General features: G+C 68.2%; 18 protein-coding genes, 1 tRNA gene and 1 pseudogene. 9 read left to right on the top strand and 11 right to left on the bottom strand.

Going from position 1 to position 24,786, the window contains the following annotated elements; genetic code table 11:
- Positions 1-25: 25 nt before the first annotated feature.
- On the top strand, positions 26-1,576 hold the full coding sequence (locus tag WMF46_RS32475; RefSeq protein WP_437980750.1) for a hypothetical protein: 1,551 nt from the start codon (positions 26-28) through the stop codon (positions 1,574-1,576).
- 109 nt (positions 1,577-1,685) lie between these two features.
- Positions 1,686-2,669, top strand: a complete 984-nt coding sequence (locus tag WMF46_RS32470; protein WP_437980749.1) for a hypothetical protein — start codon at positions 1,686-1,688, stop codon at positions 2,667-2,669.
- Positions 2,670-2,922: 253 nt separating this feature from the next.
- On the opposite strand, the gene WMF46_RS32465 is transcribed toward WMF46_RS32470, so the two are convergent.
- The 4 genes from WMF46_RS32465 to WMF46_RS32450 all read right to left on the bottom strand — a co-directional run bounded on the left by WMF46_RS32465 (position 2,923) and on the right by WMF46_RS32450 (position 7,727).
- Positions 2,923-3,624 carry a hypothetical protein gene (locus tag WMF46_RS32465; protein ID WP_437980748.1) on the bottom strand — a complete coding sequence of 234 codons (702 nt, stop codon included), beginning with the start codon at positions 3,622-3,624 and terminating at the stop codon, positions 2,923-2,925.
- Between the two features lie 37 nt (positions 3,625-3,661).
- Positions 3,662-4,903: a PAAR domain-containing protein gene (locus WMF46_RS32460; protein WP_437980747.1), complete on the bottom strand. Its 1,242-nt coding sequence runs from the start codon at positions 4,901-4,903 to the stop codon at positions 3,662-3,664.
- A 111-nt stretch (positions 4,904-5,014) separates the two neighbouring features.
- Positions 5,015-6,604 (bottom strand): PGRS family protein, encoded by a 1,590-nt coding sequence (locus tag WMF46_RS32455; protein ID WP_437980746.1) that lies wholly within the window; start codon positions 6,602-6,604, stop codon positions 5,015-5,017.
- 49 nt (positions 6,605-6,653) lie between these two features.
- Positions 6,654-7,727 carry a PEGA domain-containing protein gene (locus tag WMF46_RS32450; RefSeq protein ID WP_437980745.1) on the bottom strand — a complete coding sequence of 358 codons (1,074 nt, stop codon included), beginning with the start codon at positions 7,725-7,727 and terminating at the stop codon, positions 6,654-6,656.
- Between WMF46_RS32450 and WMF46_RS32445 the strand changes: the two genes are divergently transcribed.
- Entirely contained in the window at positions 7,711-8,136 is a 426-nt protein-coding gene (locus tag WMF46_RS32445; RefSeq protein ID WP_437980744.1) for a hypothetical protein, read from the top strand. The genes WMF46_RS32450 and WMF46_RS32445 overlap by 17 nt on opposite strands.
- Positions 8,137-8,423: 287 nt before the next feature.
- Here the strand turns inward: WMF46_RS32445 and WMF46_RS32440 are convergent, their stop codons facing one another.
- Entirely contained in the window at positions 8,424-10,499 is a 2,076-nt protein-coding gene (locus WMF46_RS32440; RefSeq protein ID WP_437980743.1) for a protein kinase domain-containing protein, read from the bottom strand.
- Between the two features lie 286 nt (positions 10,500-10,785).
- Here WMF46_RS32440 and WMF46_RS32435 point away from each other — a divergent pair, with 286 nt between their 5' ends.
- Complete coding sequence (locus WMF46_RS32435) at positions 10,786-12,099, top strand: hypothetical protein (protein WP_437980742.1); 1,314 nt, start codon at positions 10,786-10,788, stop codon at positions 12,097-12,099.
- Positions 12,100-12,174: 75 nt separating this feature from the next.
- On the opposite strand, the gene WMF46_RS32430 is transcribed toward WMF46_RS32435, so the two are convergent.
- Complete coding sequence (locus tag WMF46_RS32430) at positions 12,175-12,618, bottom strand: DcrB-related protein (protein WP_437980741.1); 444 nt, start codon at positions 12,616-12,618, stop codon at positions 12,175-12,177.
- Between the two features lie 155 nt (positions 12,619-12,773).
- Positions 12,774-14,885 (bottom strand): type VI secretion system Vgr family protein, encoded by a 2,112-nt coding sequence (locus tag WMF46_RS32425; protein ID WP_437980740.1) that lies wholly within the window; start codon positions 14,883-14,885, stop codon positions 12,774-12,776.
- Positions 14,886-15,522: 637 nt separating this feature from the next.
- Between WMF46_RS32425 and WMF46_RS32420 the strand changes: the two genes are divergently transcribed.
- Positions 15,523-15,987, top strand: coding sequence for a hypothetical protein (locus WMF46_RS32420; RefSeq protein ID WP_437980739.1), 465 nt, complete (start codon positions 15,523-15,525; stop codon positions 15,985-15,987).
- Between the two features lie 201 nt (positions 15,988-16,188).
- On the opposite strand, the gene WMF46_RS32415 is transcribed toward WMF46_RS32420, so the two are convergent.
- Complete coding sequence (locus WMF46_RS32415; protein ID WP_437980738.1) at positions 16,189-16,389, bottom strand: hypothetical protein; 201 nt, start codon at positions 16,387-16,389, stop codon at positions 16,189-16,191.
- A gap of 671 nt (positions 16,390-17,060) precedes the next feature.
- Here WMF46_RS32415 and WMF46_RS32410 point away from each other — a divergent pair.
- On the top strand, positions 17,061-17,324 hold the full coding sequence (locus WMF46_RS32410; RefSeq protein WP_437980737.1) for a hypothetical protein: 264 nt from the start codon (positions 17,061-17,063) through the stop codon (positions 17,322-17,324).
- Positions 17,325-17,524: 200 nt separating this feature from the next.
- Here WMF46_RS32410 and WMF46_RS32405 read toward each other — a convergent pair whose 3' ends face one another.
- Both WMF46_RS32405 and WMF46_RS32400 read right to left on the bottom strand, forming a co-directional pair.
- A complete protein-coding gene (locus WMF46_RS32405; RefSeq protein WP_437980736.1) occupies positions 17,525-20,824 on the bottom strand; it encodes a hypothetical protein in 3,300 nt (1,099 codons plus the stop codon).
- A gap of 89 nt (positions 20,825-20,913) precedes the next feature.
- Positions 20,914-21,711, bottom strand: coding sequence for a phosphorylase family protein (locus WMF46_RS32400; protein ID WP_437980735.1), 798 nt, complete (start codon positions 21,709-21,711; stop codon positions 20,914-20,916).
- 611 nt (positions 21,712-22,322) lie between these two features.
- Between WMF46_RS32400 and WMF46_RS32395 the strand changes: the two are divergent.
- From WMF46_RS32395 to WMF46_RS32385, 3 genes and pseudogenes are all read left to right on the top strand, one after another.
- A pseudogene (locus WMF46_RS32395) lies at positions 22,323-23,459 on the top strand (tyrosine-type recombinase/integrase); the annotation flags it as partial.
- Between the two features lie 205 nt (positions 23,460-23,664).
- A tRNA-Leu gene (locus WMF46_RS32390) sits at positions 23,665-23,747 on the top strand.
- 191 nt (positions 23,748-23,938) lie between these two features.
- Positions 23,939-24,139 (top strand): hypothetical protein, encoded by a 201-nt coding sequence (locus tag WMF46_RS32385; RefSeq protein ID WP_272095040.1) that lies wholly within the window; start codon positions 23,939-23,941, stop codon positions 24,137-24,139.
- A gap of 222 nt (positions 24,140-24,361) precedes the next feature.
- Here the strand turns inward: WMF46_RS32385 and WMF46_RS32380 are convergent, their stop codons facing one another.
- Positions 24,362-24,709 (bottom strand): hypothetical protein, encoded by a 348-nt coding sequence (locus WMF46_RS32380; protein ID WP_231864341.1) that lies wholly within the window; start codon positions 24,707-24,709, stop codon positions 24,362-24,364.
- Positions 24,710-24,786: the final 77 nt, after the last annotated feature.

Genomic DNA, 24,786 nt, shown 5'->3' with positions numbered 1-24,786 from the left:
CCGGCGACCACGACAGGAGACTCGGATGAGAAAGACGACCGTTGCAGCGCTCTCCCTCATGTTGTCACCGTGGGCGATCGGCTGCGGGACTGCTCCCGGTCCAGGCGACGCTGGCGGACAGCCCTGCGATGGCGCCTCGTGCCAAGGCGATGAGCCGCCGGAAGCGGTCTGCCTGGAGCATATCGCCGCCGATATCCTCGACGATGGTTGCGGCGTGTTCGTCGCCGGGTTCTACGGGCTCGGCGACGACAGCAACCCCGGAACGAAGGCGAAACCTGTGTTCTCCGTTCAGCGCGCCATCAACATGGCGCGCACCGGACGAGGGCGCGTGTTCATTTGCAACGATAACTTCCACCAGTACGTTCGATTACCTTCTGGCGTCGATCTCCTGGGAGGCTTCCACTGTCGGCACTGGGGCCGCGACGACAGCAGGAAGGTATCCACACTGGACAGCGCAAGCACGCACTACGCCGGTCCGCTGGTGTTCGTCGAACCGGCGAGCCCGAGCGATACGGGGGCCGCGGACGGCGTATCGACGCTCGCCGACATGTTCCTGGACGGGGAAGGGCCGATCTCGATGCTCATCGAGACGGGCACGGCCGTCGAGATCGTCCGGAGCGAGATTCTGGCCGACTACGGACCGAGTGGCCCTGATGGCGAGGAGTGGCCCTGGCCGAACCGAGCAGCGACCGGGCCCGACGGGCTGTACGGCGGGGACGCGTGCACCGCCGCCACCGTCGCCGGGGGTCCGGCGGTGGTGAACCCCTGTGAGGGCGGCGCGCCGAGCACCGGCGGCAAGGGCGGCGATGGGCTGCCCGACGGCGCCGAGGATGGCGAAGCCGGCGCCCCGGCCCCGACGCCGGACCCCACGAACTCAGGGCGCGGCGGTCATGCGGACCGGGAAAACATGGGCTGCCATGGCGGGTCTCCCGGGAGTTCCGGAGCCCTGGGCACGGTGGGGGCGGGCGGCGAGGGCATCGGGCGTATCAGCGAGACGGGGTGGGAAGGCGACACGGCAGGCGAGGGCGGCAGGGGCATGCCCGGTCAAGGTGGCGGCGGAGGCGGCGGCCGTCGCGGTGGGCTCGCCGTGTGCGGCGTGGCCTCCAAGGGAGGCGCCGGCGGCGGCTCCGGAGGCGCCGGCGGCTGCGGCGGACGAGGCGGACGAGGGGGCGCGAACGGGCACCCGAGCATCGGGATCGTCGCGCTCCACGCGGCGAAGCTCACCGTGCGCGACAGCTTGATCACGGCGCGCGGCGGGGGACCGGGGGGCGACGGCGGCCCGCCGGAGCGCGGTGGACCAGGCGGCCGAGGAGCGCCGGGGGGCGCCGTCGGGGACGGCACCTGGTCGTGTGGCGGGGGGTCGGGCGGCTACGGTGGCGAGGGCGGTTTCGGCGGCCCGGGACGCGGCGGCGACTCGATCGGCATCGCCTACCGCGAAGAGGACCAGCTCACGCTGGAGGGGGTCACCTTCGAGATTGGACCGCCGGGCAAGGGCGGCATCAGCTGGAACAATGACAGCAGTACGACATCGGGAGAAGATGGCATCGCCGTTAAAACGCTTCGCTTCCCTGAGTAGGAGCAGCGCGCATGAATCCGCATATTTATGAGGCCGCCACCGTCGAGGGAGAACCCTCCGAGCCTTACCTAGCAGCCCCAGCCGTTGGGCGGGCGGAGGAGCGCCGACGATGAAGATCGAGCGCGTGCGAGCGCTGTCCTTCGAGGTAGATGCGGTGGACGTGGCGTTCTGGGACGAGGATACCCTTCTCGTGACCACGCCGTCGGCCGAGCTGTGGCGTGTTGCGGTGGAACCGCGGATACAAAAGGCCGAGCTGGTGTTTGCTGCTGACCAGATTTTGGGCCCTGTATCGCGTGCGCTCGGTACGGCGGTGGCGAGCCCGGCGAGCGGCGGGTATCCGCGGCTGGCGGTCTCGCGCGAGGCCGGAGTGGCCGCGGTCAACACGCACGACATGGTCCTCCTCGCATGCCCGCTGCACGGCGAGGGCGGCCCACGGCTGGTGTCGTATGGCTGGGGCCAGTATTACCCTCGCATAGCGTTCTCTCCCGACGCATCTCGGCTCGTGGTCTGTGCCGATAGTGTGGTCGTCTTCGATACGGGCTCGTGGCGCTGGTACAAAATGCAAGGAGACGCGAACATCTGCGCATGGCATCCGCGGGAGCCATGGCTGCTTGGTCTCGAACCGACCACCGGGAAACTTCGCTGGTCGGACCTGCAGGACATGGACAATCCCCGAACTTGGTCCGCGGGCGCGCTCGACCCCACGCAGTGGGATGACGACGTCGTGGGCATCGCCATCGACGCCACAGGGGAACGACTCGTCGCGGCATACCGCCATCCGGATCGGATCGAATGGTGGGAGCTCGATCCGCCTCATCGAGTCGACACCCGTCCCGTGCAGGCCGGAGAGGTTCTTGCCTTGGAGCACGGCGGTGAAACTGGCTTGTTCGCCGCGGTGGCCGAGCTCGGCGTTCAGCTCTGGGGCTTCGAGTCACGAGAGCCCATCTCCGACGTGATCCCAAACGTCTCCGAACTCAAATTCAGTCCTTCCGGTCTTTGCTTTGTGACGCTGAGCCGAGCGTCGGACAATCCGTACCCGGTTGTCCCTAGCCGGACGGGATACGCTTCGATCCTCTGGCGGGCTTCGATATGACGGACGAGGAGTCCGATTATCAGACCGCGCAGGACAGTGCGGTTCCGTTTGCTCGGAGTGCTTCCATTTGTGCTACTGCTTTGCTTCTTCCGTGGCGCCGCGGCCACGTTCAGGTCCGGGCTCGGGTGGCCAGCTTCAGCGACACCCCAGTAGCCTCCGCGATGCGTAGAGCAATGTCATGCACCACATCGAACCGAGCAGCTCCAAGTAGAGCATGGTGCCCTCGCTGCGACATCGATCAGCACGACTTGTGTCACTCAGGAAAAATTTTGAGGTCGACAGCAGCAGCTTCGGCGATGCGCTCAACTAGCGCGTACAACGGTTCAGGGCTCGACGCGGCGACGCGCAACAACAGACCTTGGCGCTCAAACTGATTGACGATTATAACAATTCCGGATCTCTCGCCACAGAACGTGATTGCGTCAGAAAACCATTGAGTGGCAAATCCCATTCGAAGCGCCTCGGCACGAACAGCATCGAGCGAAGGCCTGGGGTTTGCCGTTGTGTAGGTCGCGGAGTATTGCAGCTGCCTAGGCCGGTACCGCATGTACGCGTGCTTGCAGAGGAGCTTCTCCAATGACCCGGCCCACAAGCCATCCTTTTGACCGTCAGAGCTGAAGAAGACGCGCCCTGGTGGTTCACGCTCAAGAAATACCTGCTCGACGATGACGCCGTCGACGCCGAATAGGATGCAGTCGTCTGGAACACTGTCTTCGCCCCTTGCGACGTTCTCCTCGTAGAAGGAGATGATATCGGAGACGTCCGTGCTCAGCTCATCGTCGCTGATGATCCCGTCGTCCCCATGTCCCATCAAGGCGAGGAAATCGCGGTGGTCGGGCGGGAGAGGATGCCCGGACACCAATTCGAGTCTTCTCATTTCGTCCTGCGTGGCGCCGCGGATGCGCGAGGACATGGCCGGGTCGAATCTGCTGGCGTACTCGATGTAGCTTCTCATGGCGCTATGCTTCCGGTGGTGGTCAACGGGCCGCCGTCTATTGGGCTTCAGTCGGAGATGGGATCACGAGCGGCGGGGCGATCGGTGGAGGAGGCGCCGGTGCACGTGGTTCATTGGCGACGAGATTTTCGTTGTACACGCAGCTCTCACACGGATTGATGTCACGGCTGCCGGCTTCGGTAAATTGGTCATTTTTGGTGGGGTTGCCCCACCGTCGCACGGTCATCCCCTCGGGATCCTGCCGTAGGCTCGGACTCAATTTGGGCTCGACACAATCGGCGCCTCCTCGAAATGATGTCCCGTCCGGACGCGGCACAGGCTCGAGCGGAACCTGCGATGGTCCAGCGAGTTTGTAGTCAGGCGGCAAATGTGGGCGGATGCGATCGTAGATCTTCTGTGTCTGCGGCGGTTTCCCAGATACGGCGACGGTCACGTTCCCGTCGCGGTCGACGACCACCCCGACCGCCTTTTTCTTGCCGACGCCCGCCTGCTCCATGGCGCTGAACACCCTGTCCATCGCCGCATCGCTCCTCTCCGACGGCCCCGGGTAGCCGCGCCGACGCGGCGCTGGCTGCTGGCCCAGGCGCGAGCCTAGCAGCCCGCCGATCATGCCGCCGGCCACGCTCCCGACCGTCCCGCCGATCACCTCGCCGATGCGCGCGCCGAGCTCGCCGCCATAGTGCCGGCCGACCTTGCCGCCGGCCCAGCCGAGCCCCGCGCCGCCTGCGACCGAGCCGCCGAACCCGGCGAGCGCAGCGCCCCAGCCCACCGCGGCGGCGGCGCCACCGGTCGCCACGATCGCGCCGCCCCACATCACCACCGTGAGCGTCGTCTTCACCCACGGCGGCACTTCGTCCGCCACCGCCATGCCCGGCGCCAGCGCCGTGTCGCCGCCGATGATCACGGTCGCGATCCCCTCGCGCAGGATCGCGCCGCACTCGATCTTCTCGCTGCTGCGCGCCAGCGGCTTGCCGTTGACGAACGTCGTCGCGCTGCCCTGCGCGACGCGCACCACGCCGTGGTCGGCGCACGCGACGATGTCGAGCCCGGCGCGCACAGCGCTGCGGCGCTCCCTGCCGAAGAATGTATCGGGCGAGCCCGTGGCCACCGTGCCCTTGATGTCGCCAGGAATGAGCTCGCCGATGTACGCGCCCGCGAGCCCGCCGCCCGCGCCCGCCGCCGCGATGCCCGCCCCGATGAACACCGCGGCCACGCCGCCGGTGCCCACGACGGCCACGACCGTCGCCGCCATCGCGACGCCCACGACGGCGCCGGTCAACAGACCCGACCACGCGCTACTGTGCCCGATCGAATCTCCGAGCCGAGCCGCTTCGAGCGCCGTCACCGCGAGCCTCGCCGTCTGCTCCGCTCAGCCTTCAGCCACGCGCGCTCAGCGCCTCTCGCTCTGCGCGAACGCCATCGCGTCGGCCTTCCTCCCCGGCGCGCCGCTGTGCTCCGCGTCCGCGCCGACGCCGCCCGCGCCGGCCTGGCCCACCGCGAACGTGACGCCGTCTGCCGGCGGCGCCGCGCCGACGTGCGCGATCCCGAGCGCGTGTCCGCCGAGCCCGCCACCTCCGGTGCCGCCACGCCCGCCGGTGCCGCCCGGGCCTCCGGCGCAGCCTGGCTGCAGCGCCGTGGCGCCGTCCGGCACACCGCCGCCAGGGCCACCCGCGCCCGCCATGCCGCCGTCCTGACCAGGACCGCCCGCGCCGCCGTCCCCGCCGCGTCCCGTAACGATCGTCACGTCTTGCAACAGGAGCGTCGCATCGAGGCTCAGCAGCGCGATGCTCGACCCGCCCGCGCCGCCGCCCCTTCCGCCGGAGCCACCGCAGCCGCCCGCACCGCCGGAGCCGCCGCTGGCGCCTCCCGCCGAGCCGGCCGAGCACTGGCCCGCGGCGGTACCACCCTTGGCGCCGCCTCCGCCGCCGCCGCCCCGCGCGGTGGTCCCGGGCGCGCCGTCGCTGCCCGCGACGCCCGTGTAGCCGCTCGCGGCGATCTCACCACCGCCGCGCGCGCCGGCGCCGGGCGCGCCGTCGCTGCCGTTGTCGCCTGCGGTTCCGGGCATGCACGCCGCAGCGATCTCGCCGGCGCCGCCGTTCATCCCGTCCCCCGGACTACCGGGACCGCCCGGGCCGCCACTGCTCTGGAGCCCCACACCTCCCACACCGCCGAACGAATCATCACTCGGATCATCCGGCGCACCGCACGCATTCACCGGAGCATTCGCCGGCACGACGATCTCCGCCGAGCACGCCACGTTCCCCGCGCTCCCGTCACCCCCTCGCTGCGCCGCCTCCGCGTGCGCCGTGCCGTCTTGCCCCGGCGCCGCGTCGCCTGCCTCGAGTGCGCAGCGCACCAGCTCCACCGCGACCCCCTCCGCCACGGCGGCGATCGACGACAGCCCGCGCTTCTCCGGATCGCTCGCGTCGATGCTCCGCGCGACGATGGCCGCATTCTCGATCCGCGCCACGCCCTCGCCGCCCCGCACCACCAGCGGGATCACGCCCTCGATCGCGGTCAGCGTCGTCCTCACGCCGTCGGGCGCTCCCGCGTAGGCCCAGCCGCGCGCGCAGTCGAGCCCGCCGTAGAACGTCACCCCCGCCGGCATCTCCACCGGCGCCTCGACCTCGAATGTCTCGGCGCACGCATATACTCGCGCCGTCTCGTTCTCCCGCGCCCGAGCGATCGCCGCCCCCAACGTTCCCAGCGGCGACGCCTTCGTCCCCTCCGCGCCGTCGTTGCCGCCCGCCGTCACGAACACCCCGCACGCGTCGTCGACCGGCGCCCCGCTCTCGCTCGGCACGCACCTCGACGGCGCTCCGCCGCCCTCGGTCGCGCCCGACGCCTCCGGCGGGCAGGTCTGTGACCGCTCGCAAGGCGAGCTGCATCCCCCCGCCAGGCTGCTCCCTGCCGCCGCCATGCCGAGCGCCGCGCTCGCCACAGCGACCTGCCAGCCCCTCGCCTTCGGCCTGCTTCGCATAGGCTCCCTCACCGCCTCCAACGCTTCACCCTTACGTCGTTCCGCCACGTCAGAAGCGCCCCGCTACGCCGACCCCTCCGCCTCCGGGCGCAAGCCATGGCGCTGCCATCACCTGCGCCTTGCCATGGCTGTCCCCCGCGGACCTCGACCACAGCACGTACCCCGCCGTCGCTGCGATCGCCGCGCCCCCCACCACGTACCCGACGACCGCGGTGGTCGTGAACGCGTCCAGATCGTCCACCGCGTCGCCGAGCTTCGCGCATGCCGCGCTCTGGCTCCGGTAGCAAACCGACCGATCGCCGTCGCCAACGCGCAGCGGCCCGTCGACATCCGCTGCCTTCGCGTTCGCCGCCAGCGTGAATCCCAAGCCCACGCCGAGGCCCACCACCCCGAGCGCTCCGCCGATCACCACCGGCACCACCGGCACCCGCGCACCGCCCGCCGGCCGCTCCGGCGCCGTGCTCGTCGGCGGCTTCGGCGCTGCGCTGGCCGGTGGCTCCGCACGCGGCGGCGTCGTCGACATGTTCAGGCTCCCTTCCTCGAGCACCACCTCCACCGACGCCGCACCGCCCTTGTCGACTTGCACATCGCGCGTTGCGAAGCGTTGGCCGCGCCGCGCCGACACCGTGTGCATTCCGGGCTCCACGAACACCGGAGCCGAAAGCGGCGCGACCCCCACCACCTCGCCGTCGACCAGGATCTCGGCGCCGTTCTCGGAGGCCGCAATCGACAGCGTGCCTACCTGCGCGCTCGCCGCCGCAAACAGCGCCTCGGCCGCCTTCATCTCCGCCGCGGGCGGCGGCGGTTGCTCCTTCGGTGCCTCGCGCAGGTAGTGGGCAAGGTGGTGGGCCGCGTCGCGGAAGCGCCCGAGCTTCATCTCGGCCTCGGCGAGGTTGCCCGCGATCTGCAGGCGCCTTTGCAGCGCCCACGCCGCGAGGTACGCCACGCGCGCCCGCTCGTAGTCGCCGCGCGCGTAGTGCGCGTTCCCTTCTTTGTGCAGCTCGCGCACCTTCTCGGTCATCACGTCGTCCTGCGCGCCTCCCGGCGCTGCCAGCGCGACCGCCGGCGCGGCCGTGACGAGCGTGATGGCGACCGCGATCCGTGCGATGGACTCTCGAAGCATCGTTCAGTACCTCGGCGGCCCCGCGAAGGGCCCTGGCATCGATGTCGCCGGCGCCGCCGCGGACGCCCGCGGCGGCGGCATCCTCTGCCCTGGATCACTGGGTGCTGCAACGGTGTTCGCGCCGCGCGCCGGCACGCGGCGCGCGATCGTCGACGCAGCGCCGTTCGGGGTTGGCGCAGCGGATGACAGCGCAGGCGGAACCGTCACCGCGGTGGCGCTGCTCGCGGCGCTGCTCTCGGCAGGCACGCGGGGAGTCTCCGTCACCGGCGTTGGTGCCGGCGCGCTCGGTGACACGAGCGGCGCCCCAGGCGCAGGCGCGCTCGACGACAGAAGCGGCACCGCGGGTGCCGGTGTGGCGGTGGCCTCGACGGGGCCGGACGGTGCGTCGCGCGGCACGAACAGCCAGTAGATAAGCAGCGCAGGCGCGGTGACCGCGGCGGCGGCGCCGGCGATCCACCCGAGGAGACGCCATCGACTCGGCCGCCTGGGCTCCTTCCGATGCACCGCGGGGCGCGCGTGCGCGGCGCGTGCGGCGGGCCCGAGCCGATCCGCGACGACCGGCGGCGCCTCCTTCACGCGCGCAAGCGCCCGCCTCATGTTCTCGTCCGAGGCGGCTCGATCCGCGACGCGGCGGAACGTCTCCTCGGTGGGCAGGTACTTCTTCAGATCCTCGTCGCTCATTCCGTCGGACCTTCTCTAAAACGGGCGGCGCGGCGTCGGCGTGCGGCGCGGCGCTGATGGCGCAGGGGGCGAGATACGCGGCGCCGGCTTGAAATGAGGCTTCTCCCTCATGAGCTTCTCCTCTTCTTCCGCCCACGTATCGTTCGTCTGTGGCGCCCTCGCCGCGCTCGGCGCCTTCGTCGGCTTCACCTTCGATGCGGCGCTGCGCGGCGTTGTCCCTGCCTGCGCCGCGGAAGGAGGGGCAGCAGCCGGACCGGCGCCGCGCAGCACCGCCGGCGCGGCCAGTGATGATGTGGTGGCGCGAGGAGCCGCGTCGAGCGCCACCGGCCGTGGCGCGGCGGGCTCCGGAACCGCGGGAGCCGGCTGGGGCGCTGGGCGGTGCGCTCCGTCGACCGGCGCAGGTGAGCCCACCGACGACGGCGCGCCGCTCGACGCATGCGAGCCTATCAGCGATGGCGGTGCATCCTCGATGCCTGAAGGGGAGACCATGGCGCCATCGTGCGACGCTTCTACCGATGGTGTCCGTCGAGGGACGATCCACAACGCAGCGAGCGTGCAAGACAGCGCGCACGCGCCCGTCACGAGACCGATACGACGCTTACGCCGCGTCTCGGCCGCCGCCTGGCTCGGCGCATCCGCTGTGCCGTACTCCCACGGCGACGAACGCCTGCCTTCCGGCGCGGCCTCGCGCACGGGTTGCACAGGCAGCACGGCCGGCGTCGCCTCGATCACTGGCGCTACGGCGTCCGACGATCTGCCCACTGCCTCGCCGCCTAGTGCGGCCTCGCTCCATCTCGCCGATGCAGCGGTGGCCATCTCGATCGGCGCGACCTCGCTCTTCGCAGCAGGCAACGGCGACGTCGGCCCCGACGTGAGTGGCACCGGGGGCCCATCGCCAGGCGGCTTGCTCGGCGCCGTCCCCGGCAGTCTCGGCGGCGCGGACGGCATCCGCTCCGTCGTGAGCCAGCGCGAGCCCCGAGCCGCCCCGGCATCCGGCGCTGCTCCGCTCGCAGCCGCGCCCGCCGTGAGCGGCTCCGGCCCGGGCCGCTCCGCGGAGGACCGGGCTGGCGGCCGGAACGGGAGCACTGCCCCGGGCGGCCGGTACCCTGCGTCTAGCGGCGCCGTCGCGAGGTGGACGGCCTCCGCCGCCGGGATCAGGCGCAGCAACGGGATCGAGGCGCGCCCCTTCGGGTCAAGCACGAGGGATCCCTCGGCCTGCGGAGCCTGCGCAGAGGAGCCGTCGAACTCCCTCGTGAGCGCGTCGAATGCCTCGTTCGCGCTGGGCCGCTCGTCCGGGGACTTTGCCAGCATGCGCGCCACGAAATCGCTCAAGCGCCTCGGGGCGATCTCAGGGATCGCCTCGGCGAGCGGCGCCGGCACGGCGTGCACCTGGTTCGCCCAGACCTCGTTCCGCGGCGGTAGCTCACCAGTTTTTTCGGCGAACGCGTGCTTGCCGGCGAGCATCTCGTACAGGATCAACCCAGCAGCGTAGATGTCCGCGGGACGCCCGACCGGCCGCCGGAGCGCCTGCTCGGGCGACATGTAGTGCACCGTGCCGAGGTCCGAGAACACGTCGCTCGACGCAGGGCCTCCGACTCGCCGCGCCAGGCCGAAGTCGACGACCTTGACCAGGCCGCTCTGCATGACGAGAACGTTCTCGGGCTTGAGGTCGCGGTGCACGATGCCGCCCTCGTGCGCCACCCGGATCGCGTCCATCACCTGGATTGCGATCGAGAGCGCGGTGCGCACATCGAACCGGCGCATCGCGTGGAGCATCTGGCGCAGCGAGACGCCGTCGACGTGCTCCATTGCGATGTACATGACACCGTCGTTGGTGACCCCCGCGTCGTAGAGGCGCACGATGTTCGGGTGGTTGAGGTCGGCGAGCACGCGCGCTTCCTTGCGGTGCCCGCGGAGGAAGTCGGCGTCGCTCATCCGTTCTGGCCGGACGACCTTGAGCGCGACGGTCCGGTCGAGGTACTCGTCCACCGCCTCGTAGACGCGCCCCATTCCGCCCTCGGCAATGAGCTTCACCAGGCGGTATTTGTGGCAGCGGCCGCTCTCTTCGAGCCGATCGTCACGGCGCTCCATTCGGGTCCCCTGCCTGCTTGCAGCGCACGATGCCGGTCCAGGTCAGCACGGTCATCCGCCCCGCTGGGCCAGCGCACCGCGCCATGCCCACTGATGAGCTTGTGCGTCAAGGGGAACCTGTCGGAGTCAGGGGGCGGAGCGCCGGCAGCGTTCCGCGAGCCCGCAGCGCAGCGGGTGAGAATAAACGCCGATAGGGCGCGATGGTGTCACCACAAAAGCGCTGGCCCCAAGTCGGCACCTGACCCCCTCGTCCGCAAGGCAAGCTTCCTGTTAAATCGAGCCGGTCATGCCCCCTGAGTCCGGTCATCGCGACCCGCCGCCGGTCGCACAGGTCGCGCAGACCGAGGAGATCGAGCCGGTCAGCCTCGAACTGCTCTCCCAGGCGCCGGTACTGCCGTGGGCGGCGGCGGAGCGCGGGCCGAATGGCGCTCCGCGCGTGAGCCGGTTGACGCCAACGCCGGCGTTCCACGAGCCTGTCGCCCCTGAGATCCACGCGGTACCGATCGCGGTCATGGCGCCGCTGCCTCTGCCGCTCGCGCTCCCGACGGCAACCTTGGCGGCCTGCTTGACCGAGCCGCTGCCTCCGTCTCCGCCGCCTGTACCGACGCGCGACGCCCTCGCTCCGGCCCCGGAGGACGCGAGCCCGTGGACCAGGCGCGTCACGATGCCGGCGCTCACGGTCGGGCAGCTCGCCGAGGTTGTCGAGCGCACGGGCCGCAACGCGACACCGGTTCTGGCGCGCCATGCGGAGATCGCCGCGTCCGAGCTGCGGTCGCCGCCGCCGGCACGGAAGCCCTCGACCGAGCCGCCCGCCGAGATCGTCGAGCTCCTCTGGTTCGAGGCGAAGGCGCTTCCGCGCATCCGCGCTTCGTGGAGCGACGTGATCCTCGATCTCGACTTCGAGGCGCTCGATCCGCGCCACGACCTGCCGGCTGGCGATGCGGGTTCTCCCAAAGATCACCACCACCTCGCCGGCCTGCTCACCCACGGCACACGGATCGAGCCGAGCGGCGTGCCGCAAGCCATCCTTGCCTCCATCAGCGAAAAGGGCCGCTTCACGCCGCCGCTCGTGCTCGTGGAGGGCGAGCTCCGGTTCGTCTTCGACGAGATCGAGGCGCTCAAGGCGACTCTCGCCGTGGTCGCCCCGCTCGCGGGCGCGGACAGGAGCCTGAAGGAGGCGGTGGACCTGGCCAGCGAGCTCCTGAGCTCGCCCTACCCCGAGGGAGCGACCGGCGCGGCCGTCAGCTTGACGCAGCAGATCAAGGAGCGCCTTCCGCTGCCAAGCCGTCCGCTGGCCGCCGCGCGCATCGAGACACAGGCGGAGCGGCTCCTGCTCGAGCAGCGGCGGTACCAGACCCGCACCGTGCTGGGCGACACCTGGATCCGCGCGCTGCTCGGGGCGGGCGGACAGGATGCGCTGCCGGTGTACCTGCCGAAGCGCCTCGCGCCCTGGCTGCCGATGCTGCCCAGGCTGCGCGTGCGCCTCGTCGCGGAGGCGCACCTCAGGCAGGACCAAGCCGAAAGCAGCCGGGTTGCCCTCAAGGCGTTCGCGCTCGGCAGGATCGCCTCGTTGGAGGAGATCCAGGGCGGCAGGCTGTGAGCTGGCCTCTGCTCAGCCATGGGCCTCCTTGATGGCACTCGCTTCCGCAGGGATCTCGACGGGTAAGGCGAGACGTCAGCCCTCGGGCGAGCCCGCGATCCTGACGCTCGCGAAAATTCGGTCGAACATCGGGTCGAGCCGTTCGACCTCGTCCCTCGGAAGTGTCGCCGTGAAGCTCAGCACCGTCGGCCGGCGCCCTGCCACGAACAGGAGCCGCTGCTCGAGCGGCCCGCTCTGGCCGCGCCACGCGAAGCGCAGCTCCAGTCCTGGCCGGTCGCCGACTGCGCGCTCGTGCCGCGCGAGCAGCTGGAACCCTTCGAGCCGCTTGGCCAGCTCCATGAGCTGCCGGTCGCCGTACTTACGGAGATCCTCGCCCGCCGCGAGCGCGTCGCGCGTCATCACCACGCTGGCCGTCGAGGCCTGGCCCGGCTCGGGCGAAGCCGCGAAGGCGACGATCGAGCGGTCCTCCCAGTCGCGCGGTACGTCGAAGGACACGTCGGAGTTCTCGTAACGCGGCATGTCTCGGGCTCCCCGCTGGCGTCGCTGGTATGAAGCGCCGCGCTGAGCGCGCGGCGCTCGCTTTGAAAGCACCGCGCCCGTTCCGGCGTCAAGGCGCTACCTGCGCAACCGCCGCGCCGCTGCACCGTGCCGGGCGAGGCGCGGCACGGTGCGCCTCATCCTCGCGGCCCCTGCGCCCCGCTGTTGCCTTCGCCCTTGCCGGCTGGCGCGCTGCTGCCGGGACGTCCCGGCTCCCTGGCCTCGCCGATCGTGGCCACCGAAGGCGCCTTCGCCCCCGTGCTGTTGATGAACACGTTCGGCGTGCCGTCGATCTGCACCTCCTTGCCGGAGAGCTTGAGCACGCCACCTGCCGAGATCTCGAGGTCACCCTGCGCATCGATGAAGATGCCGGAAGGCGTGATCCGGATCGACGCGACGCCGTTCGTGATGTGGACGGTTTGATCCTTGGTAATGGTGTACCCGACGCCGCCGCCGACCGTGACGCTCTGGCTCTCGCCGGCATCGAGCGCATCCGATGTCCCGACGATCGATGTGCGGCCTTTGCCAACGGTGCTCGTCTGGTGTTCGCCGATCGTCTGGCTGTGGCTCTTCCCGATGCTCGTGCTCTGGCTGCCCCCGACGGTCACCGCGTCGCCGTCAGTCACGCTGGCCGAGCGGTTCCCAAGCACGGTCGAGCGCTGATCGCGCCGGATCACCTCGGTATAGTCGCGCTGCGCGTGGAGGTGGAGGACCTCGCGCCCCTTGGCGTCATCGAACGAGAGCTCGTTGTACCCGTCCGGACCGGGGGACGAGGCGCTTTTCCAGCCGCTCTTGGTTTTCTCGGCGGGCAGCGAATAGGGCACGCGCATCGTGCTGTTATAGAGGCGCCCTACGATCACCGGCCGATCGGGATCGCCATGGCAGAACTCGACCAAGACCTCCTGGCCAACGCGGGGGATCACCATCATCCCATACCCGCCGCCAGCCCATCCCTGACTCACGCGTATCCAGCACGAACTCGTGTCGTCGGAGCGACCCTCGCGGTCCCAGGGGAACTGCACGCGCACACGACCGAACTCGTCGGTGTGGATCTCTTCGCCCGGAGGACCGACCACGATCGCGCTCTGCACGCCGGCGACACATGGCTTCGCCGTCTGCGACGCAGGCCGGTACGGCTCGCTCGTGAACACCGCATCGCCTCGCGTGGTCCATTCGCCGTCGTGATCGCCCTCGAAGGTCGAGGCAACGACGAGCAACCCCCGGTCACGCGCGAGCTCTTCGCGCGGATGATGCGTTATCGAGAAGACGGTGCCGGGAGCGAGGTCGAGCACGTTCGTGCGGAACCGGACGGACCGCCGGCCGCTCCGCTCGCGCTCCAGGCTCCTCGCCGCCAGCGCCTTCGCCTCCGCGAGATCGACCCGCGCGATACCTCGGTCGTCCGCGACCGGCGATTCGCCGCCCTTGCCCCCCTCGACGACGAACGCCGCCGGATGGGCAGGAAACTGTTCGTAGCGTAGCTCGTCGCCGGCGCCCATCTCGGCGTCGGCGACGAGCCGCACATCAGGCCGGGTCCGGAAGTCGACATCGCGGAGGGTGACACGAGCGGGCCGAACCTCGTGGCGTACGACCACCTCGGTCACGAACTCGCGCCTGGCGGCCTCGTTCGGGTTGTCGGCGTAAGGGATCGGAGGCCCTCGGCGGGCTTCGTCGTTCTGAGGCGCATCGCTCAGGATGAGCCGGCTGAGCGCGGTTCCCTCGCCCTCGTTCTCCGCGTCGTGCGCGAAGTAGTAGGAGATGCCCGCCTCTTCGAGCAAGCGGCTCAGGAAAGCGAAGTCGGTCTCGCCGTACTGAACGCGGTACTCGTACGTCGGATATTTCGCCCCGAGCAGGACCGCCGGCTGGATCTCCCACTCGCCCAGGATGCGGAGCACGATCTCCGGGATCGTGAGGTGCTGAAAGATGCGGCTGTTGCTCCGCAACGTCGTGCGAAACAGCCAGGGCACGATGCGCAGCTGGTAGGTGGACAGCCCCGTCGACTCGGCCTTCACCTGCTCCATGTCGGCGCACAGGCCGGCCCAGACCCGCGCTGGCGAGAGGGGGTGCACAGTCCCGGACTCGACCTTGAAAGCGGCGGCCTTGCCGACGAGGCCGTCAAGATCGAGATCGTCACGCCCGGAGACAGCCAGGACGGAGACCTCGAAGAGCGATGACATCCGCTCCTGGACCGAAAAGCGGCGCACGGAGAGCGACGCTTCCTTCGACGCGAACGAGAGGGCGAGGTTCGGCATGATCGCTGCAACGAGGATAGAGCCCGCGCCACGAGCTCGGCAAATTGCCGGGATCTGCGGTGCGGGCGTGCCCCGAGAGGCGCGCCCGCGGCCGTGCAGCGCGCCGTGCAGACGGCAGGCGTATCCGTGGAGCAGCGCCTTGGCGATCGCGCTCCCGAGGAGCGGGTGAGCGAACGACGGAGCGGCCAAGCGCCCACCTCTCGCTCGACGTCACCGGAAGCACGGACGCGTCACGGTGAACTGCTGCTGCTGGCAGAGCGGCTCGACGCGCGCGGGCGCTGGTGGCGTTCTGCGCGACGTGCCTACCTTGGCGCCCCCCGCCGAGTCGCCGCCAGGTGCGGCGCTGACGGCGCGCGCGAAATTACCAAATCGAGCCCTTCGCAACGCCCCTTTTTCGGCCCCTCAGCGGCGCTTCCAAGAACACACAACCTCGCGATGCGACAGGGGATTTATTTCAGGCGGGACTCCTGGTAATCCGTGGCGAGTTACCGGCGACGCAGAATTACCGTTTCGTGCTCCTTCCGGCAGCGTCAGTCACGATTGCTCGTGAACCCAACACGGATGGAGGTACAGCATGACACGAGCGGTTCTCGCCCGTGTGCCGGCACCCCTTGCTCTTCGTCGGGCGGACAACGGCATGCGCGTGGTCGAGACGACATTCCCGGAGGTGCCCGCCGGCGGCTTGGGCCGCCGTAGGGGGCACGCCCCGCCCGCGACGACGACGGCAACGGCGACGCTCGCGATCCCGCTGGACGGGCTCACGCTTACAGCGCCGCAGCCGGAGATGCTCTCGCAGAAGAACGTCGAATCGGTCACGGGCATCCCGGCACGCGTCTTCCTCGACACGATCCGCAGGCTGGGCTTCCCGCTGCCGGTCACGAGGCTCGGCAAGCTGCGCCTCGTCCAGCGCGAGGCGTTCATCACCTACCTCCAGGCGCTGGCCGGTGACCCGGCACCGCGCCGAGCCGCGGCGGAGGACGAGCGGACGGGGGTTGCTGCGGTGCTGGCCGCTGTCGGCCTTGAACCGGTCCGGCAGCCGCGGGCCGGTCGAGCGAGCGCACCTTCCGGAGGCGCGAAGTATGGCAGGCTGCCGCCGAAGTAAAGCGGGTCCACTTGGTGCTGCCAACGCCCTCGCGCGGGCGCGTATGGCTGACCGGGGGCAGCCACGACAGCGCCGGTCTTCCGGCTCCTGATGCTGGGCGCTTCATGCTGGGCCGCCTGTGGTTCGCGAGCTTGCGCGCCAGCGGAGCGTGCGGTTCAGGTGGAGGTGACCACTTCCACGCTCGAGGTCTCCGGACGCTTCTCAGCGCGTGGTTCCGTGAGATTGCCGGCTCTCTCTCTCGAAGGCGACCTCGAAGGCGACTCGGGTGTGGGCGATCGGCGACGCGGGGAGGCCGGCCTTCTGACCGAGTGCTCCGGAATGGGTGACGAGCCGGTTGACAAGCGCGGCGAGCACGGCTTTCACCGTGGCGTCCGCTTCGTGAAGCTCGTCGAGACGGCGCACCCATGTCGAGAAGCGTACGCCCCGCGGTTGTTGCGGGATAGGCTCCCGCGGGCCCAGCCCGGCGCCGAGCGCGGCCTGTGCCCTCGTCCGGCAGGCAAGCGACTGCTCGAAGACACGCTTCTCGGGACGTTGCCGTGTCCGAAGGGGAGACGAGCCTGGCGCAGCGGCGGCAGCGCAAGCCCGGCGCATCGAGGTAGAGCGCGGCCGCCCACGTGGAGCATCCGGGGCAGCGCGCCAAGAGCCGGAGGCCGCCCGAGGCCACGCGGGTCGCCTCGAGCTGCGGGGGGATCGTCTCGGCCAGCACGGCCCCCAGCGCGGGCACCATTGACGCATCATCCTAGGCACTCCGGCCTCTTTAGCCCCGGGATGGGCCGGCCGTCCATCGCGGCTGTGACGGGGAGCGCTCGCGCTCGCGCTCGCGATGGCGTACCATCAACGACGTCACTGGCGTCCCTCACCACTGCGCTAGCCAGCAACCAGCCTGCGAAATCGAGCAGCAACCATCGTGAACGTCGACACCGAGCGATGGCCGTCGCGAGTCCTGCACCAAACCGCGCACGCTCGCGATGATCATCAATGAGCCTGCTCTGCGGAGCATAAGGCAGCCTGAGCGTCAACATCCATCGAGGGGCCAACTCTTCGAGCCGGTCCCTCGGCAGAGGAGCCGCAGAATGCGGGTGTTCACCGCCGAACAGGTCGAGGTCCTCCGGGAGAGGACCCGCCTCGGGCCGAAGCCAGAGCTCGTCAGGCTCGAAGAGGTGGCGCGTCGGGCCGGGTACTCCATGCGGACGATCCGAAGGCGCCTCGGGGCGGAGCTCTCTCCTTGCCGGAAGCTCGTCGAGATGCCCCGTGCAAGGTGGGGCTTCGCCCCCCAGGAAGCGGAGCAGATCACCGCCTGGGCGAAGCTGCACGTTCGGAACAGGACCTCCCATTGATCGAGCGCGCCGAATGACTGCCATCGAACGCGATGACGGTGCTATAAATTTGCGGCGCTTTGGAACTGGCCGCTTCGAGGAGCCACAGCAGATCCGAACTGGCGTGCCTCACGCATACAAAGATCGGTCTGTACCGCGCTGGCAGCGAGGCCCTGCTTCGGGTCCGATTCCCGCATGACCTCGCGCCCTCCTGCTAACGCCTACCCGCGAAGCCATGCTTGCACCTCGGTGGCGGGCGGCGCTACACGTAAGCCCATTGCGATGGTTCGTAGAATCGCTTGTGCCCGCCGCTCCAGAGGTAGGGTCTCTGCTGCTTCGAGATCCGCCGCAGTCAGGGCGGGAGACAAGAACTGGAACCTGGCACGATCAAATACGGCACGCCAATAGCCGCCCATTGACGCGACGAAGTGTGCCCAGATTGGCCTAATTCCACTTATGTTCTTCGCTAACGCGACCACAAATGCGAGCCAAACTGATGTGCTCTGACTCGGCGTAATGTCAGCGCAGCCGGTAGCATATATGTAGCGGGTGATTGCCACAAACCCTTCCTTGTCGGGTACAGTGGCCTTTTGCTGCAATAGCTTGTGCCAGGGCATCGCTGAGAAAAACGTTGCGTCGATGTAGTCTGCAACTTCGCTGGCTGCTGGCCCGAGGGTGGTAGCTGCGTTCCTGAGCGCTACAATGGCCGCTTTCGCCGCGTTCACTGCCCTAGCGTGATCCGCGGCACTCAGGAAAACCAAACGAGCTGCGATGGGAATCATCCCATACAACACAATAAAATCTTGCCGACTAACGGTGCTGACGACATGTGGATTGCTTGTCATAGCACTCGCCAACTCCGCGGCAATTTGGAGCGCCTCTGCGAAATTGTCCAGCTCCACTCGATTGGCAATAAGAAGCGGGTGCGTAAACGGCGCGAGCATCAGAATGGTGCCCTTGCCCAAGCGAAGTGCAGTTTCGGCCCATCGCACGGCCGCCGGTGCGCGATCCATAGCAGCCATAGCTGCAGATAGTTGTAGCGCGACTAACGCACGATATTGCTCGTTGAGAACCAGATTGGGATCGGGTTGCCACGTATGAAACATCCCTCGGCCGACTGTCGGAGTGTCAGGCGCCTGAGATCCCGACGGTGCCGTGCCACCGCTGATGCCCCGGGCAATGAAAAGGGCCGCGCGCCCGAAAAGGAGCGCTACGCGGCGCCACTCCGGCGATTTATCTTCATGGTCGAAGAACAGCGTGGCACCCTCTTCGAGCGCCTCAACGGCGCTCTGGCGCTCGCCCGCGAGCCACCGTGCGACGGCTAGCTCTCCAATGGCCTTCAGCACTTCGGTCTCTTGATCGGCGGCGATTTGCTGGATGAGTTTAACAGCGCGGTCTGAGAACCTTAGCGCAAGCTCCGGGGCATCCTTGCCGGCTGCCCAGGATGCGTTCTGGAGCGCCAATATCATCAGTGGCGACTCTGCCATGGTAGGCTCCTCTGCGGCCTTCTCCAGGTACAACCTAGCCTCAGTCAACCGCCCCGCGTACAGCAACTGTCGGCCAACCGCCTCGTTCAGACGAAAGCGGCTTCGTGCGTCGCTAACTCCTGCAAGTGCCTCATCGCCCAAGGCTTTCGCCCCGTCAACCTGCTTCAGGTATTCTCCAAGAACGACAGTCCTCGCTCGCACTGCCTCGACCCAAAGAGAGTTCGCCGCATAGCGCAGGCCGACATGTACGGCGTTCATGAGAGCGGCATCGACAGTCTTCCAGTCCTGCTGGTCTGCCGGCTTATCCATTTCATGTCGCCCGATGCGCTCCATCATCAAGGAACAGACGTCACTCAAATTGGTGTCGGTAAATAATCGTTCCTGCTGGATGCCATCCATGTGGTCAATGGCAGTAAGCCAATAATGCATTTGTTGGCTTGTTCGAACGTTTAGTGCGAGTGGAATCATTAACTTTTCGATCTCGCGCGAAACACCCTCGGGCACAACTGAAGTTCGGGCTGCGGTGAGACCTGCAATGTAGTAGTCAACTGCTCGGCTCGGTTCTGAGGCGAAGAGCGTGGTTGGGATTGTCGCTGCGACGGCTAGGTGAACCCATGAGGCGGCGCCTAGCTGTCCAGATAACGAATCCAAATCCTTTAGTAGCAGCGCCGCGTCCTGTCCCCGCTTGAGTACGACCGCAGCCTGCAATGCTCGAACATGGACGCGTAGCTCTATGTCGGCCTGCTCGGGCAAAGGTCGTGTAGCCCATAAGGCCATCATTCCACCGTCTGGTGTATCGGTACTTCCGGCGAGGAGATGGTTCAGCCCGAAGGCTAGCATTGTAAGCGCCTTTCCCGCATCACCGGCGGCCGTGTAGTGGCGAACCATGTCTGAGACATCGTATGGACCGACGCTCGGCTGACGGCGAATCAACTCGGCTAGGGCAAGATGGCATGCACGCTCAGTGTCGGGCGCAAGATCCGGTCCCGGGAGTGTTGTTAGTAGTGGGGAGAGCACATATCGAGATCGGCCATCTGCTTGGATCCAAGAGTCGAGCAGCGGTGCCAACCTCTCTCGAGGTCGATCGATCCGCTTCGGCACATCCGCCACTGCGCGCACATGCTCAAAATCGAACGATCCCGTGGTTAGCATTAGGCGATAGAGCAGATCGCGGGACTCTGCATTCTCAGTGCTTTCAATCAAACGCTCAAGAACCTCCCGGCCGATGTCGGTCGAGTGATCGCCGGCGAGAAGGCTGGAAATTACATCTGTCTTCAGCGTCCAGCAATGCTGGCGCAAGTATCTGGCGAGTGCTGAAACGAGTAGCGGATGTCCATGGGAAAGCGCTGCAAGAAGGGAAACGATGTCCTCTGAGAGAAATTCGGATGGCGCCCCAAATGTCTTAATCACCTCTGCGATCTCGGTCGGCATGAAGAGCGGGCACTGAAACTCCGTGAGCCGTCCGTCCCCCATACGTTCCCACGCAGTGACTGGGATCTTGTAGTTACTGGTCGTGACCATCTTCGCGCCGACAGCGTTGAACTCTCGGCCAAGCGCAACGAGATGCTCCCAGAAGGTAGAGCGCGCGCTGAAGTGGGGAATGTCGTCGATTACCATTAGCCCACCTCTGCCAATGGCGACAGCGGCTCGCGCTGGGTTGAGAGAGGTTCCCTCCGCCTCGCCGGTGATGTGGTGGAGCGCAGCCATTAAACGGAGAATAGCCTTAGCCTCCGTTGTGTCTCTCAGTCGAATCCAAGCGTTGCACCGTCCATAATCGTCGGTTAGAAGCGCAGCAAGGTGCGTCTTGCCGATGCCAATCTGGCCGAACATGGCCAACCATGTCATCTTCGAGAGGGACGTCGCAAGCGCGCTCACGACAGCCTGCCGCCGGGAGAGATGCTCCACGACCTCCGGCCGCTCGAGCGACGGCGACTCTTCGTAGGGACGAAAACGCCCGCCGGGCGACGAGGCCTCGGCGCCAAGTTTCTGGCCTAACGCGGCGAGGAGGGACTCACCAATGCCAGTGAGTACCATGCTCGCGGCGCGAGCCACCTCGGACGTACCGACTTCGCCCTGTTGATCCAGTGTGCCCAGGGGTCGGGCGGAGGCTTCCCCTGGGCTGACTAAGGGCGGTTCGCTGCCTTGCTTCTTGGCTCTACAGGTCGATCCGACAAGAAGTGCCGCGCAAAGCTGGCCGCCGCGGCGGCCGCGTACTTGTGCCAGCGGTCGTCCTTCGTCTCGCTCCCGTCGTCGCAGATGCCCCGAATGTCCAGGTGCCGGACCCGCTCAAAGCTTTGCCAGACGGCCCGGCTGAAGCCGTAGCCCTCCATTTCCAGAGCGATGATTTTCCGGTGGCTGTTAGCAATCTCGTCGCGAGTAGCGGCGGAGGCGATGACCTTCTCACCGGAGGCGATGACGCCTCGATGGACCTGCGGCGCGTCGGCCCTGCCGTCGGGTCGAGCAGCCGGCAGCTTCCCCTCCCAGTCCGGCAGGGCGACCACGTGGTTCAGGAGTACGGAGTCGGCGTTGATCATCTCCGGTTGCGGCTTGGTGCCGTCTGGGGTGACCTTCCCATGCTCATAGTAGTAGACGGTTCGGCCGACGACCACATCGCCGAGTTTGACGTCCTTGTCCGTGGACGCCGCGATCCCGACAAGGAGCGCTGCGCTCGGCTGCCAGTGCTTGATCACATCCGACGCAAGGAGGGCGGCCTCTATGTTGCCCATGTCTGCCGGCTGGGCGACCACCACCTCATAGGCGTCGCCGTCCGGGAGAGGTAGCTTGCCCCGCCAGTAGACCCGGCCGTCCTTCTTGACCCGATCCTTTTCAGTTAGACTGAAGGCTGTGCAGACCGCCTTCCTCTCGACCTCGATGGCGGTCAGGATGGCGAAGTCGATTGGGGTATCTGTGGGGGCAGGCATGTGCCCCCCGAGGCTACACCGTTGTCGGCGGGACAGAAAGACCGGCCGCATCTTGCCGCGCCTCGCGCGTCTCGCCCGCTGCTATCCGAACACGCCCCGGCCGGCTCCGGTCCGGAGGCGCTGAGCAGCTTGCCGATCGCCTCGTTCACGATCAGGGCCACATCGACATCCCCCGCCGCGAGCGCTGGTGCTCGCGGTGGCCGCTCGGCTACCATCCCCGCCCTGCGCCGCACCCCCCTTGCGGCTCATAGGGTGCGGCGATAGGCATAGCCGGCTGGGCCCGGGCAGCCCGGATCCATCGGAGCTTAGTGTACCCATCGAGAGCATGCTGGGCCTCTCCGCGGTGCAGATGTTGGGGCGAGCCTTTGCCCGGACCACGCGGTACGCGGTCTTCGAGATCCGCTCGTTGACGAGCCCCTGTCCCTGCCAAAGCGGGCTGGCGCGTCCTTCACCACTGCCCACCGCATATGGACCAGGGCGACTGCAGGGCGACCCGAGCACGATCGCCGCGTGGCGGTGATGCTCCAAGTCGTCGGCCTCCTGCTGTCCACATACCGGCGGGCCACCTCAGGCGTGAGCGCGACCGCAGATTGCGGTAGAAGAAGGGCGCCATGCCCCGCTCGCCTACCGGCACGCTGTTCCGCAACGCCTGGGGAAGACTCTACGTCCGCGTCCTCGTCGGCGACAACGACCGCGAGAGCTTCGCCCTCGATCCGAAGCTGACCGAGGAGCAAGCCGAGCAGCGCAAGGAGCTCATCGCAGACCTGGCCGCCCGGCTGCGCGCCTCGCGCAACGTCACGCGTGACGCGATCGTCGCGCTGCTGGAGCGTGCGGCCGTACGCGAGGGCAGGGCCCTCCGCGACGTCGTCGAGGCGGTCGAGGTCGTCTGCAAAGGCGGCACACAAGCGAAGGTCGTCTCTGGCGGCAGCTCGGTACCGAAGCAGGTCACCCTCCAGCAGTTCGGCGAGCTCTGGACCTCGGGCGAGCTCGCGCGCATGTACCCCGATCACGTCAAGACGAAGCGCAGCGTGGACCAGGACGTCTACCGGCTCGACCGCCACGTGTACCCGATCGCCGGTCGTGTCCCCGTCGCTGCTTTCACACTCGATGACGCGGAGCGCGTCATGCGCGCGCTCCCGGCGATGTCGCCCGCTTCTCGCCGTCACATCGCGCAGCTCCTGCACCGGCTCATGGCAATGGCCGTCTTCCCTTGCCGTCTCCTCGCGACGAACCCGCTGCCCCGCGGCTTCCTCCCGAAACTCGGCCCTGCGAAGGCGAAGGCGTGCCTCTACCCTGACGAGGATGCGCGGCTGCTGGCTTGCACCGCGATACCGCTGTGCTGGCGCGTCCTCTGGGGGTTCCTGAGCCGCGAGGGCCCCCGCATCAGCGAGGCGGCGCGCCTACAGGTGCAGGACATTGACCTCGATCGCGGTGCGCTGCGCCTCGAGAAGAACAAGACGAATGACCCGCGCGCTTGGGCGCTCTCCCCCGGCGTGGCTCCAGCGCTGCACGCATGGCTCGCGCTGCGCGGCAACCCGGCTCCCTCTGCTCCGCTGTTCATCAACGAGGACGGCGAGCGCTTCAGCGTCGAGCACGCGGCCGAGCGGTTCCGAGCTCACCTCCAGCTTGCTGGCATCGATCGCCCGGAGCTCTTCGAGGACTCCGACGAGCGTCAGCAGGTGCGCGCCCACGACACGCGCTCAACCTTCATCACTGTCGCCCTCGCGAATGGCCGGAGCGAGACCTGGGTCGCCGACCGAACCGGGCACCGGAGCTCCGTCATGATCCAGAGGTATCGCCGGGCGGCCAGGACGTTTGCAGAGCTGGGCCTCGGCGAGCTAGCTTCCCTCGCCGAGGCGATCCCCGAGCTCGGGGGAAAAGGCACGGGAAACGGCACGGATAAGGGCGGTGGTGGGACGACTAGACGAAAAATAGAACTAATATCAACTACTTGGCCCCGTGGCGAAATGGCAGACGCGGTGGATTTAAAATCCGCGGCCCTCGCGGGCGTCCCGGTTCGAGTCCGGGCGGGGCTACCTCCTACGTGCGACGCGCCGAGCGGGCGCGCCTCGTGGCGCTGACGTGCCCGGGACGCCGCATGCCCGTCACGGTCTGATGGGAGCTTGCCATGGTCCGGCGGGAACCCGATGGGACGCGGCGCGCGGCCACGCTCGTGTCCTCTGGGCTCGACAAGCCGAGTGGATTCGAGTAATGGGAGCGCCACTCCATGGATCTGGACATCGACTGTTTGCGTGAGGCGAAGGTAGAGAACGTAGAACGTCTCGCGCACGCTCTGGGCGTCAAGCTGCCCGAGCACAAGCGCCACGACAGGCGCGCCTACAACCGTGAGCTCATCCGCGTGGTGATGCAGGGCATCCGGCGCGACGCCGAGCGGTCGCGTGGCCGCAGGTTCTTCGGTCGCAGCTGACGATTCCAGCCCTACAGTAGGCCACCGAAGGACGCTGGCCGACACTGTCCCTCTCCCGCTCCTGGCAAGACGGCAGTTCTCCGCACCGATCGGAGAATCGCGCTTCGGGGGGTTGATCCTTCTCGAAGGCGGCCCCTAGCGGCCTATCGCCCCCCAGCGGCCTCCCGTCGCCCCCCCAACTCCCGGCGGCCACCGCCCCGCGGCCACCGCCTCCCCAGCCGCCTACCGCCCCTGCGGCTTGCTCCTCAGGGTCAGCCGGCTCCCGGTCACCCGGCTCCGTGCCGCCATCAGGAGCGGCGCCGCCGGTGTGAGCGGATCCACCAGGTCGTTCACCTGGAGCATCGCCCTGTCCGCCACTTTCCACGCCGCCGACAGCCCCGACGCCCCCTGCTGGGGCGACCCGGCCAGATCCAGCGCCCGGCTCAGCTCCTTGCCCACCTGCGCGATGCGAGCGAGCTCCTCCCGCGACGACCCCCCCTCCTTCGCCGCCGCGTAGATCGTCCGCACCACCCCGAGCAGATCCCGCACGGCATCGAAGGGAAACGGCGGGACGCTGACCGGAATCGGCACTGAGCCAATGTACAGCAACTCGCCTCGCGATGGACCGATCGCATTCCCTTATCTAGCGTAAGATTTCCTCTAAATCG

Source organism: Sorangium sp. So ce117 (genome assembly GCF_051524395.1).
Classification (GTDB): domain Bacteria; phylum Myxococcota_A; class Polyangia; order Polyangiales; family Polyangiaceae; genus Sorangium; species Sorangium cellulosum_B.
The sequence above is the reverse complement of the archived record's forward strand: the minus strand, read 5'-3'. Positions and strand labels throughout refer to the sequence as shown.